Consider the following 12424-nt stretch of genomic DNA (forward strand, 5'->3'; position numbering starts at 1 on the left):
AGGCCTGTTCGAGTCGCTGAGTCGCGCATGTCACGGCGCCGCCGAGGGAATCGCTGGGGGCATGACAGATGACGCCAGAGCGAGCGGGCCGTCCGGACTCTCGGACGAGGAACGACTTGCCCAGCTCGGCTACACGCAGGTCCTGGCCCGCCGCATGTCGGCGTTCTCCAACTACGCGGTCTCCTTCACGATCATCTCGGTGCTCTCCGGCTGTCTGACCCTGTATCTCTTCGGCATGAACACCGGCGGCCCCGCCGTCATCATCTGGGGCTGGGTAGCCGTCGGCCTGATGACGCTGTTCGTCGGGCTGTCGATGGCCGAGATCTGCTCGGCCTACCCGACCTCGGCCGGCCTCTACTACTGGGCGCACCGCCTGGCACCCCCGCGTACGGCGGCGGCCTGGGCGTGGTTCACCGGCTGGTTCAACGTGCTCGGCCAGGTGGCGGTGACCGCGGGCATCGACTTCGGCGCCGCGTCGTTCCTGGGTGCGTACCTGAACCTGCAGTTCGGCTTCGCGGTCACCCCGGGCCGCACGATCCTCCTCTTCGCCGCGATCCTGCTCCTGCACGGGCTGCTGAACACCTTCGGCGTGCGGATCGTCGCCCTGCTCAACAGCGTCAGCGTGTGGTGGCACGTGGGCGGGGTCGCCGTGATCGTCGGCGCGCTGGCCCTCGTCCCCGACCACCACCAGTCGACGTCCTTCGTCTTCACGAAGTTCGTCAACAACACCGGCTGGGGCAGCGGCGTCTACGTCGTCCTGCTCGGCCTGCTGATGGCTCAGTACACCTTCACCGGCTACGACGCCTCCGCCCACATGACGGAGGAGACCCACGACGCGTCCACGGCCGGCCCGAAGGGCATCGTCCGCTCCATCTGGACCTCCTGGATCGCCGGCTTCGTCCTCCTCCTCGGCTTCACCTACGCGATCCAGTCCTACGACAAGGAGCTCGGCTCGGCGACCGGCGCACCCCCCGCGCAGATTTTGCTCGACGCCCTGGGCGCGACGGCGGGGAAGCTGCTGCTCCTCGTCGTCATCGGCGCCCAGCTCTTCTGCGGGATGGCGTCGGTCACGGCCAACAGCCGCATGATCTACGCCTTCTCCCGCGACGGCGCGCTCCCCTACTCCCGCCTCTGGCACACGGTCAGCCCCCGCACCCGCACCCCCGTCGCCGCGGTCTGGCTGGCCGCGGCGGGAGCGCTGGTCCTGGGCCTGCCGTACCTGATCAACGTCACGGCCTACGCGGCGGTGACCTCCATCGCGGTGATCGGCCTCTACATCGCTTACGTCATCCCCACCCTGCTCCGCCTCGGCAGGGGCGACGCCTTCGAACGCGGGCCGTGGCACCTGGGCCGCTGGTCGACGGCGATCGGCACGGTGTCGGTGCTCTGGGTGGGCGTGATCACCGTCCTCTTCATGCTCCCCCAGCTCTCCCCCGTCACCTCGGAGTCCTTCAACTACGCCCCGGTCGCCGTGCTGGCCGTCCTCGGCTTCGCGGCGGCCTGGTGGACGGCCTCGGCCCGCCACTGGTTCCTCAACCCCGACCACACCCGTACGAAGTCCCTGGCGGCGTCACGGGCGGGGGCACCCGAACCGGTCGATCCGTAACACCCGGACACTCGGCGCACTCCGCACCTTCCGGGCCCCGGACCGATCCCTTTCCCGTCCGACACGGCCGGGTCCCCGATACCCGATCGGAGACCCGGCCTCCTGCGGCTATGCTCGGGGAGGCAACATCGCCTGGGCCCTTAGCTCAATTGGCAGAGCAGTGGACTTTTAATCCATTGGTTGTGGGTTCGAGTCCCACAGGGCCTACCGCCGGAGCCCCCGCGTCGCAGCAAGCCGACGCGGGGGCTTCACTCGTCGGCGGTTGTTCGCAGTCGCTTCGCAGTCGTTCGGCGGCGCCGCTGCGGTCTGCCCGTCAACTCCGTTGTCACAGGGCCGACTTGATGGTGTGGAGTACCGCGTCGGCCATGCCCTGCTCGCCCCGTTCGTTGGGGTGCACCGGCGCGGCCGGGCTGCGCGGGGAGAGGGGCTCGATCCAGCGGGTGGCCTCGGGGGAGCAGGCGCCGAGGTTCTCGGAGGGGGTGTACGTGTCGACGTAGCCCACGCCCGCCCGCTCGGCACGTTCGCGGAGCATGGTGTTGAGCTGCTGTTCCTTGGCGCGGAGGTAGGCGACGTCGCCGGGGGCCAGGTTCATGGCGCGGGCGCATGCCGTGTTGTCGGCGGGGAGGATCGCCGGGTACGCGACGACGTAGACGCGGGCTTCGGGGGCGCGGCGCCGGACCTGGGTCAGTACGGCGGTGAGCTGCCGGCCCGCGTCCTCGATCCGCTCCGCGACGGCGTCGGCGCCCGCGGAGACGTACACGCGTGCGCAGGGGGCGTCCTCGTGGAGGTACTTGCCGCTGCCGGTCATCTTGTACAGCATGCCCATCGCCACGCAGCGTTTGATCATCGAGCTGAAGCCGATGTCGTTGCCGCCGATGCCGAGGGTGACGAGGCGGGTGGTGTCGTGGACGGCGCTGAGCTGGGCGGGGTTGATGCCGTCGTCGGTGTTCTGGGGGGCGGCGAGGTCGGTGGTGGTGGCGCCGCTGCAGCTCATGTCGCGGAAGTCGGTTGCCTTGACGCCGAGTTCGGCGGCGACGAGGGAGGGGTAGTTGCGGTCGGAACGGTCGCAGCCGGGAGGCCGGCCGGTGCTGCCGGGGAGGCCGGGGGCGGCCGTGTAGGAGTCGCCGAGGGCCACGTACGGGCCCTTCGGCGGGGCGACGTAGGCGATGCCGGTGCGGGGTGCCTCGCCGTGGTGGTTGACGACGAGGGTGGTGACCAGGGTGCCGCACGCGAGTGCCCCGGCCAGGCCGGCTCGTACGGAGGTTTTCATGGGGGTCCTCTCGAAGGGGCGACTCGGCCGGCGGGGCGGGCAGTTGGGGTGGGCGCGGTAGGCGTGACGGTGCCGGCGCTTCCTGTCGTTCCGGCGGTTCCGGCGGATCTGGCGGTTCTGGTCGTTCTGGCTCTGTTCTCTGGCGTTCCCGGATCGACTTGTGCGGCGCTGGTGTGCGGTTCGGCTCCGGCTCCTGCTCCGCCCTCTTGGTCCGGGCGGGGCGAGCGGGAGAGGCGCCGGGTCCGGCGGCAGTGGGGGGAGTGATCCGCCGCGGGGCCGGGCATGGCGCCGCGTCACCGTCCCCACGGGATGCGGCACCGGGGGTCGGCACGGCGGTGGGCAGCCCCGTCCTTACGCCTGCGGGGACCCTGGCCATGGATGTGCCGGTCATGGATGTGCCGGCACCACCGGGAGGGGAGGCCGTACGGCCCAGTCGGTACAGGGGAAGCGGTCATGGCTGGGGGAGGCCTCCACGTCGGCGGTCGGTCGGGATCGTGGTCCCAAGCCTTCCGCCGGCCGCCCCGCGGTACGAGGGGGCGCCCTCCCCGAACGATGGTGCGGCCCGCTGCACCATCGGCCGGTTCCGCTCAGCCCGCGGTGAGTTCCGTCAACTCGCCCAGCGGCAGGGTGTGCTGGGTCTGGAGGACCTTCGCGCGGAGGTAACGGACGTTGTGCGCTGTGGTGAACACCCCTGTCGGCACACGGTCGTTCACCTCCACACCCAACGCATTCAACTGCGCTGCCTTGTCGGGGTTGTTGGAGAGCAGGTCCAGGGAGGTGATGCCGAGGGCGCCGAGCATCTGGGCGGCCGCCGTGTAGTCGCGGGCGTCCTCGGGGAGGCCGAGGGCCGCGTTCGCCTCGTAGGTGTCGAGACCCTGGTCCTGGAGGGCGTAGGCGTCGAGCTTGTTGTAGAGGCCGATGCCGCGGCCCTCCTGGCGGAGGTAGAGCAGCACTCCGCCGCGCTCGGCGATCCGCTCGACCGCCTCGCGCAGCTGCGGGCCGCAGTCGCAACGGGCGGAGCCGAAGACATCACCGGTCAGGCACTCCGAGTGCAGCCGCACCAGCGGGGTGGCGCCGGGGTCCGGTTCGCCGAGGACGACCGCCAGGTGTTCCCGGCCGTCGGTCAGGCCGTGGAAGGTGACCAGTTCGGCGTCGGCGCTGTAGCCGTCCTGGAAGCGCAGCGGTACCCGGACGCGGCCGCGCGGGGTGGCGGCGGGGAAGTCGGGCATGCGGGCCTCCGGGGTCCGTCCGTGGCTGGCCGGTCTGTTTCAGTTTTGAAGCAGATCCGCTTCCGGAGCCTACCGTATGCTTTAAATTTGAAGCAACGGCTTATGTGTGCCGCGCCGGATCACCCGCCGCTCCTACGGGGCTCCGGGCCCCGTTCTCACGAGCAGGACGGTGTGGAGCGGCGGCGCCACGGCACGTCGTCCGCCGTCGGTCGCCCGCCGTCCTCCTCCAGGGCCCGGGTGATCCCCGCGCAGATCGCCTCCAACTGCTCCACCTGTTCCTCGGTGAGGTGGTCGAAGAGGGCGCTGCGGACGGTCTTGACGTGGCCCGGCGCCGTACGTTCCAGGAGGGTCATCCCCTCGTCGGTCAGGACAGCCGTGCTGCCCCGCTTGTCCGAGGGGTAACCCTCGCGCCGTACGAGACCGTCCTTCTCCAGGCGGCTCACCGCGTAGGTGAGGCGGCTGCGGGTGATCTTCGACCGTTCGGCGAGGTCGGTCATCCGGAGCCCGCGGTCCGGGGCCTCGGAGAGGCTGGCGAGAATGGAGTAGTAGAGGTGGGGCATGCCGGCGTCCTGCTGGAGCTGCCGGTCGATCGCGTCCTCCAGGAGGTGCGTCGCGGCGATGTACGCGCGCCAGGCGCGCTGCTCCTTCGAGGTGAGCCAGCGAGTCTTCATGGTGCCAGTGTAGGTTTGTTTCAAACTTGAACCAAGTCCCGTCCGCCCCGCAGGGAGAGCGTGTCGATGTCCCAGCCCCACGTCCTGCTGTCCGCCGCCGTGTCCCTCGACGGGTACCTCGACGACACCGGTCCCGACCGGCTGCTGCTGTCCAGCCCGGCCGACTTCGACCGGGTCGACGAGGTACGGGCGTCCGTGGACGCGATCCTCGTCGGGGCCGGCACGATCCGGGCGGACAACCCCCGCCTGCTCGTCAACTCGCCCGAGCGGCGGGCCGCCCGAGCCGCCGCCGGAAAGCCCGAGTACCCCCTGAAGGTGACGGTGAGCCGGTCCGGCGAGCTCGATCCGGACGCCGCGTTCTGGCACACGGGCGGTGCGAAGCTCCTCTTCACCACCGGCGAGGGCGCCGCGCGCGCCCGCGGGCTCGGACTCGCCGCCGACGTAGTGGACCTCGGGGCCGAAGTGGAGTGGCGACCGCTCCTGGCCCACCTGCACCAGGTACGGGGGGTGGACCGCCTGATGGTCGAGGGCGGCGGCACCGTTCACACCCAGCTGCTCCGGCAGGGTCTCGCCGACGAACTCCAGCTCGTCCTCGCCCCCCTCTTCGTGGGCGACCCCCACGCCCCCCGCCTGTTCGGCCCGGGCCCCTACCCGGGTGGCCGGCTCCGCCTGGTGGAGACCCGCCCCCTCGGGGACGTCGTCCTGACCCGCTACGAACCCGTCGCCCCCGGCACCGGGACCCTCCCCGCCGCCGCCGACCGGCACTGGCTCGGCCTCGCCTGCGCGCTGGCCGCCGACTGCCCGCCCTCGCGTACGGCGTTCAGCGTCGGCGCGGTCGTCGTCGCCGCGGACGGCACCGAACTGGCCCGCGGCCACTCCCGCGAGGCCGGGGACCCGGTCGTGCACGCGGAGGAGGCCGCCCTCGCCAAGCTCGCCCCCACCGATCCGCGCCTCGCCACCGCCACGGTCTACACCAGCCTGGAACCCTGCACCCACCGCGCCTCCCGCCCCCGCCCCTGCGCCCGGCTCGTCCTCGACGCGGGCGTACGCCGGGTGGTGACGGCGTGGCGGGAGCCGGACACGTTTGTCGTGGGGGCGGACGGGAGCGGGTTGTTGGCGGCCGAGGGTGTCGATGTGGTCGTACTTCCGGGGTACGAGGAGTCGGCCAAGGCACCGAACCTCCATCTGCTCGGGTGAGCCGCCGCGGGCCCGCTCTGTTCCGGGCCGGCTCGGTCCCGGGGCCGGACCTTCCCGGCCGGCCGAGGCGCTGTGCTCGGCTGGTGTGCGATCCGGGGGTCCGCCGGGCGGTGACTGCCGCGTGGTGGCTGCCGGGCGGTAAGTGGGGGGCGGTGCGGGCCGGTTGGTGGTGCGGGCCGTGTCGGGGGGTGTCTGCCAGGGCGTGTTCGGAGCTTCCCGTGTGGTGGCTGCCGGGTGGGGGCTGGCGGGAGGCGGTCGTATTCGTCGCTGCGTTGGGGGCGACGCGTGCCAATCGTTGGCGGTCGGGGTGTCGAGGTGGTCGTACGTCCGGGTTCCAGGAGGTGGCCGACGCGCCGGACGGCCGTCTGTCTGGCTGAGCCGCCCCGCCCTCTCCGCGGAAGTGTGACGGTGTGGGCGAAAGTGTCACGCTTTTCTCGTTGTGGTGCCATCCCCCAGGGCGACGCATCGCCGCTCGCTGGGCCCGGGCGCGCCTGTCCTGTCGTGCAGAAGCATGACGGTTCGAGCAGAACTGTCACGCTTGTTCAGCACACCCCCCGTTGCCTGCTTCGTGGCTCCGCCATGACATCGCACGTTTCAGGACGCGGTTGCCGCCGTGGGGTGCGTGTTCGCCGTGGATGGAGGTCCCGGACGACTTCGTGGTCGGGGCGAGGCCGCCGAGGCCGGCGCAGGAGGTCAGGTGGGCGGCGGTGGGAAGGCTGGTGCCGTCGCCGACGGGGACCATCGGGGTGGCGGCGGTCCTGACGCCGACGCCCGGGTCGCGGCCCCTGTCCCAGAAAAAAGCGTGACGGATACGGCGAAACTGTCACGCTTTTCCAGCTCCTGCCCTCCCTCCCCCCAGACCTTCTCCCGACCCTCCCCGACCGGCCCATCAGATCCTGCGCCCCGGCAGTCCTCGGGTGACGCTGCGAGTGAGGCGCGGGTCGACGTGGAGGTTGAACAGATGAGGGCAGTGCGAGTGCGCGCGGCCGCGGTGCTGGGCGCGGCCGTGGTCATGGGGCTCGTCGCCTCGTGCGGGACGGCCGACACCGGTAGCCGGACCATGGCGCGGGCGCTGCCCGCCGACGCGGCGTTCACCCACCCCGGGGTGCTCGTCAGCAAGGACCAGCTGGACGCCGTACGCAAGAACGTCACGGCCGGGAAGCAGCCCTGGCTGAAGGCGTTCCTCGACATGCGGGACAGCCAGTACGGGTCGTACAGGTACCGGCCCACGCCGTACGCCGACGTCGACTGCCCGTGGGGCGGCAAGGTTGCGCACGGGTGTGTCGAGGAGCGGCAGGACGCGATCGCCGCCTACACACAGGCCCTGCTCTACAGCGTCACCGGCAAGCAGCAGCACGCCGCCAAGGCCCGGGAGATCATGGACGCCTGGTCGGCGAAGCTGAAGCGGCACACCGCCGAGGACGCAGACCTGCAGACGGCGTGGGCCGGGACGACCTGGACCCGGGCGGCGGAGATCGTGCGGTACGCGCCGGGCGCCGGATGGCCGGCCGACCGGGTGCGGCGGTTCGCCACCATGCTGCGCACCGCCTACCAGCCCGAGGTCACCGGCAACCTGCCGGACTACAACGGCAACTGGGACCTCGCGATGACCGACGCGGCCATCGGCATCGCCGTCTTCCTCGACGACCACAAGGCGTTCGACGCCGCCATCAAGCGCTTCCGCGACCGGGTGCCCGCCTACTTCTACCTGGAGAAGGACGGCAAGGTGCCGCTCACCCCGGCGGGCTCCACCCTGAACACCCCGCAGAAGCTGACGACGTACTGGTTCAAGCAGACCACCTTCAAGGACGGCATGGCGCAGGAGACCTGCCGCAACTTCAAGCACGTCGGGTACTCGCTGGCAGCCACCGCGCACATCGCCGAGACCGCCTGGCACCAGGGCGTCGACCTCTACAGCGAGGTCAAGGACCGGCTCCGCGCCGCCCTCGACTTCCACGCCCGCTACCAGCTGGGCGAAACCGCGCCCGCCTGGCTGTGCGGCGGCAAGGTGGAGCGGAGCATGGGGTCCGACCTGGAGGTGGCGCTCAACCACCTGGAGAACCGGCTGGACCTCCCCGTGCCCGCCGCGCACCGGCTCGTCGAGCAGACCCGGCCGTCCGGCACCGACGACCTCTTCGTCTCCTGGGAGACCCTCACCCACGCCGGAAACCCCGCCGACTGACAGCCGCCCGGCGCACGTGGTCATTCACGCCCCGCGGATGACGTATGCTTGAGACACAACGACGCGGGGTGGAGCAGCTCGGTAGCTCGCTGGGCTCATAACCCAGAGGTCGCAGGTTCAAATCCTGTCCCCGCTACTCAAGACTTGGGGCCGGAATCCGGAAACGGATTCCGGCCCCAAGTGTTTCTCCCCCTGTTGGGTCACTCGGCTCGCCTTCCGTTCCGGCTACGGGAAACCTGGAGGCGTGGAGCAGGAGGGGCCGTACGCGCGAACCGCCGGACGTCCACCCAGCGATCCCGCCCGCGACCTCGACCTCGATCCCGCCCCCGCCCCCACCCCCGGCCCCGGCCTCGGTGCCGCCCAGGCACCCGTACCGCAGGGCGCGGCCGAGGGGCGGCGGATCTCGTACACCCGCACGTTCGTCCGTTCCCTCCCCGTGCTGCTGCTGGTCGCCGGGGCGTTCTACGACTACTTCACCCCGACCCAGTTCACGGCCGGCCCGCTCTTCACCGCGGCCCCGCTGGTCGCCGCCCCGCTGTACTCGCGGCGCGGCACCCTGCTCACCGGCCTGGCGTCCGTCCTCGTCGTGCTCGCCACCCATCTCGGCCTCGGTATCGTGCTGCACGCCGCCGCGATCACCGAGTTGGTCACCGTGGGAACCGTCGCCGCGCTCGCCGTCCTGATCAACCTCCTGGTGCGCCGCGGCTACGAGCAGCTGGCCTCCGCACGCGAGATCGCCGAGGCGGCCCAGCGCGCGGTGCTGCCCGAACCCGCCGGGCGGATCGGCGGGTTCGACATCGCCGCCCGCTACGAGGCCGCCCAGGAGGACGCCTCCATCGGCGGCGACCTCTACGCCGTCCAGGACACCGCACACGGCGTACGGCTGGTCGTGGGGGACGTACGGGGCAAGGGCATGGGCGCGGTCGCTGCCGTGGCCGTGGTCATCGGGGCGTTCCGGGAGGCGGCCGAGCAGGAAACCACCCTGGAGGCGGTCGCGCAGCGGCTGGAGCGGGCGCTGGCGCGCGAGGGCACCCGGCGTGAAGGGCTCGACGCCTTCGAGGGGTTCACCACCGCCGTACTGGCCGAACTCCCGCACGCCGACGGCGTCGTCCGGATCGTCAACCGCGGCCACCCGCCGCCCCTGCTGCTGCACGGGGACGGCGTGCTGCGCGTCCTGTGCCGGTCCGGATCCTCGCCGCCGCTCGGCATGGGCGAGCTGGGCACCTGGCCCGACCGCGTCGAGGAGTTCGCGTTCCCGGGCGGGGCGCTGCTGCTCCTCCACACCGACGGACTCTCCGAGGCCCGGGACGCCCGCGGCACCTTCTACGACCCCGAGACGCGGCTCGCCGGAAGGGTCTTCCAAGACCCGGGAAGCCTGCTCGGCACCCTCGCCAAAGAGGTGCGCAGGCACTCCGGGGGCGGCACGGCCGACGACATGGCCCTCCTCGCCGTACGCCGGCCCTGACCGTCGTCACCCGCAGTGAGCGGGCGGCCCCGTTCCGAGTAACAACTGACAGACCGTCAATGGAGACTGTGATCGTGAGGTGAGGCCAACTCGCCCGATTTGCACCGGTCATGGGCCGTACGTCCGCGCCAAGAACCGTTAATGATCAAGCGGAACAGCTTGGAATACCCACCACCGGTCTATTAACGTTTGATAACGCAGCGCGGTCGTTACAGCCGTCACCAGAGACGGCTCCGCGCGCACGCGCCGAATCCCGCGAGGGAACCGGGGAACCACCACCTTGGGGTGAATCGCACGTCGACAGCCGTGGCAGCACGGCTGGTTGACGCGCGTAGGAGACCTTCCTGCTCCGAACCCGTCAGCTAACCCGGTAGGCGAGAAGGAAGGAAGGAGCACGCCCAGGTGGCGTCAGACCGGCCTGCCCCGGAAGCCCCGCTCGTCTACGGCGGTCACCGTCCCGACGAGGGCCCCTGGGAGGAGTGGAATCCCAGCGCGGAGACCCTCCGCCCCCACCGCGGCCGGCATCGCGTCGGCCGGCAGCGCGGCGGCGGGCTGGCCCGCAGCTCCACCGTCCTCGGCGTCGGCGTCATCGCCGCCGTCGGCGCGGGCGGAATGGCCAGCGCCCACACCGGCAAGCCGCCGGTCTCGATCTCCCTGCCCGACCTGCCCTCCGTGGGCTCCCTGCTGCACGACGCCCCGGCGGCGACGCCCAAGGGCTCGGCGGACGCGCTCAGCAGCGTCGGTGTGACGAGCGCCGACACCGCGGACGGCGCCTCCGACGCCGGCGAGGCACTGCGCAACCGGATCATGGCGCAGGCCGACGCCCAGCAGGTGCAGCTCGACGGCACGTCGCAGGCGACCGTGGAGGCCGCCGTCGCCCAGCAGGCCGACGACGCGGCGGCGAAGGCGGAGCAGGCGGCCGCGAAGAAGGCCGCCGGCGCGAAGCAGGCGGCGGAGGCGGCCGCCAAGAAGAAGGCCGAGGCCGCGCACCTCGCCGAACTGGCCAAGCAGTACCAGCTGCCGGTCGTCTCCTACACCCTCACCGGCACCTTCGGGCAAGCCGGCACCATGTGGGCCTCCGGCTACCACACGGGCCTCGACTTCGCCGCGCCCACCGGCACCCTGATCAAGGCGATCCACAGCGGCACCGTCACCGAGGCGGGCTGGGCCGGGTCGTACGGCTACCGCACGATCATCACCCTCGACGACGGCACCGAACTCTGGTTCTGCCACCAGTCGTCGATCAGCGTGAGCGTCGGACAGAAGGTCGGCACCGGTGACGTGATCGGACGGGTCGGCGCCACCGGCAACGTGACCGGGCCGCACCTCCACCTCGAAGTGCACCTCAACGGCAGCAGCACCGCCAGCGATCCGATGACCTGGCTGCGCGGCAAGGGTCTCAACCCCTGAGCCCCGCCCGGCGGTAGGCGCGCACAACTCCCGCCGTGCCTAAGGCCGGTAGGGGTTGTAGGCGGGGTACGGCGTCCCCGGGTACCCGTACGTCCCGGGGACGGGCCAGGGCGGCACCGACACCGGTACCGGCGGGGCCGTCATCCGCGCCGCGTACTCCAGCGCGGGCCGGGCCACCTCCCGGCGCAGCGCCAGCTCGTGCAGCAACTCCCTCTCCCGTACGGCGAATTCGGCGTCGGCGCGGCCCCGCCGCCCCCGGTGGCGCAGCAACGCCAAGGAGGTCGCGTACGTCTCGTAACGGGCGACCGAGCGGGCCGCCGGCCTGCCGAGGTGGTGCCTGGCGTACTCCCGGGCCAGCCGCCTGGCCCTCATCGACCCGAGGACGAAGGGTTCGACCGGCGTGAGCCAGCCCGCGACGACATACGCCGGAAGCTCCTCGCGGACGGTCCTCAGCTCACGCTGCCGGGTCCAGACGACGAGCCAGGTCAGCAGCCCGAACGCGGGAACCATCAAGGCGCCGTAGACCGCGAAGAAGCCGTACTGGCCGAAGGTGGAGGAGCCGTTCCAGACCGCGTGCATGCCCATCGCGAGCAGCAGCCCGGCCAGCGGCGGCAGGGCCCGCCGGACGGGCCGGTGCCCCGGCGACAGGGCCGCGACACCGAAGCCGATGCCCGTCAGCACGGTGAACAGGGGGTGCGCGAACGGGGACATGACGATCCGGACGAAGAAGGTCGCCGCCGTGACGGAGGTGATACCGCGGTCGCCGGTCAGCTGGTCGGTGCCGAAGGCGGTGCCGAGGTAGAGGATGTTCTCGGTGAACGCGAAGCCGGTGGCGGTGACCCCGGCCGTCACCGCCCCGTCGACGATGCCGGTGAAGTCCCGTCTGCGGAAGAGGAAGACGAGGAGTACGGCGGCGGCCTTCGCGGACTCCTCGACGACCGGCGCTATCAGCGTCGAGCCGAGGGTGTCCGCGCCGGAGGGGTCCGCGGTCGCGGCCGCTATCCACCGGGTGGCGAAGCTGTTGGCGACGATCGCTATCAGCGCCGCCGCGCACGCGCCCCAGGCGAAGGCGAAGAGGTGGGTGCGCCAGGGCGCCGGTTCGACCCGGTCCAGCCAGCGGAACGCCACCGTCAACACCGGTACGGGCAGCACGGCGAGACCGAGCCCGACCAGGAACCCCTCGGTCCCGGTCTGCTGCCGCACCAGCGCCAGGATGACGAGCCCGGACAGCGCGAGCAGGAGGATCAGGCCGCCGTACCCGGCCCTTCCCCACGCCCTCGACCGCGCCGGGCCAGGGCGCGGTACCCGCCACCGCCGCCACCGGTGCGCGGGCCCGGGCACACCGTGGGCCGCGGGGCCGCGAGGCGGGGGGTACGGCGGACAGGTGGCCACGG

The 12424-nt window shown here is 71.8% G+C and carries 9 protein-coding genes, 2 tRNA genes, 1 pseudogene and 1 riboswitch; of the genes and pseudogenes, 7 read left to right on the forward strand and 5 right to left on the reverse strand.

All coding sequences use genetic code 11. The annotated features are described in order from the left end of the window. Window positions 1-61 precede the first annotated feature (61 nt). Window positions 62-1606, forward strand: a complete 1545-nt coding sequence (locus ABZT12_RS03700) for an amino acid permease (protein ID WP_356376571.1) — start codon at window positions 62-64, stop codon at window positions 1604-1606. A 134-nt stretch (window positions 1607-1740) separates the two neighbouring features. After that, window positions 1741-1813: transfer RNA gene (locus tag ABZT12_RS03705), tRNA-Lys, on the forward strand. A gap of 118 nt (window positions 1814-1931) precedes the next feature. On the opposite strand, the gene ABZT12_RS03710 is transcribed toward ABZT12_RS03705, so the two are convergent. The 3 genes from ABZT12_RS03710 to ABZT12_RS03720 all read right to left on the reverse strand — a co-directional run bounded on the left by ABZT12_RS03710 (window position 1932) and on the right by ABZT12_RS03720 (window position 4776). Further along, a complete protein-coding gene (locus tag ABZT12_RS03710) occupies window positions 1932-2876 on the reverse strand; it encodes an SGNH/GDSL hydrolase family protein (RefSeq protein ID WP_356376574.1) in 945 nt (314 codons plus the stop codon). Window positions 2877-3463: 587 nt separating this feature from the next. Next, complete coding sequence (ribA, locus tag ABZT12_RS03715; RefSeq protein WP_356376577.1) at window positions 3464-4105, reverse strand: GTP cyclohydrolase II; 642 nt, start codon at window positions 4103-4105, stop codon at window positions 3464-3466. Window positions 4106-4260: 155 nt separating this feature from the next. After that, the gene (locus ABZT12_RS03720; protein WP_356376580.1) at window positions 4261-4776 is read right to left on the reverse strand and encodes a MarR family transcriptional regulator; all 516 of its coding nucleotides are present in this window, start codon (window positions 4774-4776) and stop codon (window positions 4261-4263) included. Window positions 4777-4842: 66 nt separating this feature from the next. Between ABZT12_RS03720 and ABZT12_RS03725 the strand changes: the two genes are divergently transcribed. Next, window positions 4843-5973: a dihydrofolate reductase family protein gene (locus ABZT12_RS03725; protein ID WP_356376583.1), complete on the forward strand. Its 1131-nt coding sequence runs from the start codon at window positions 4843-4845 to the stop codon at window positions 5971-5973. Between the two features lie 583 nt (window positions 5974-6556). On the opposite strand, the pseudogene ABZT12_RS03730 reads toward ABZT12_RS03725, so the two are convergent. Next, a pseudogene (locus ABZT12_RS03730) lies at window positions 6557-6748 on the reverse strand (transposase); the annotation flags it as partial. 186 nt (window positions 6749-6934) lie between these two features. On the opposite strand from ABZT12_RS03730, the gene ABZT12_RS03735 reads away from it, so the two are divergent. From ABZT12_RS03735 to ABZT12_RS03750, 4 genes are all read left to right on the forward strand, one after another. Then, a complete protein-coding gene (locus ABZT12_RS03735; protein ID WP_356376586.1) occupies window positions 6935-8155 on the forward strand; it encodes an alginate lyase family protein in 1221 nt (406 codons plus the stop codon). A gap of 62 nt (window positions 8156-8217) precedes the next feature. Continuing rightward, window positions 8218-8291: transfer RNA gene (locus ABZT12_RS03740), tRNA-Met, on the forward strand. A 108-nt stretch (window positions 8292-8399) separates the two neighbouring features. Then, window positions 8400-9620 (forward strand): PP2C family protein-serine/threonine phosphatase, encoded by a 1221-nt coding sequence (locus tag ABZT12_RS03745; protein ID WP_356376589.1) that lies wholly within the window; start codon window positions 8400-8402, stop codon window positions 9618-9620. A gap of 234 nt (window positions 9621-9854) precedes the next feature. Next, a riboswitch (cyclic di-AMP (ydaO/yuaA leader) is annotated at window positions 9855-10012 on the forward strand. A 10-nt stretch (window positions 10013-10022) separates the two neighbouring features. Beyond that, window positions 10023-11030, forward strand: coding sequence for a M23 family metallopeptidase (locus ABZT12_RS03750; protein WP_356376597.1), 1008 nt, complete (start codon window positions 10023-10025; stop codon window positions 11028-11030). A 39-nt stretch (window positions 11031-11069) separates the two neighbouring features. On the opposite strand, the gene ABZT12_RS03755 is transcribed toward ABZT12_RS03750, so the two are convergent. Further along, the gene (locus ABZT12_RS03755; protein ID WP_356376600.1) at window positions 11070-12422 is read right to left on the reverse strand and encodes a PrsW family intramembrane metalloprotease; all 1353 of its coding nucleotides are present in this window, start codon (window positions 12420-12422) and stop codon (window positions 11070-11072) included. Window positions 12423-12424 lie beyond the last annotated feature (2 nt).

Origin of the sequence: Streptomyces sp. NPDC005423, assembly GCF_040606415.1 — a bacterium.
Classification (GTDB): Bacteria; Actinomycetota; Actinomycetes; order Streptomycetales; family Streptomycetaceae; genus Streptomyces.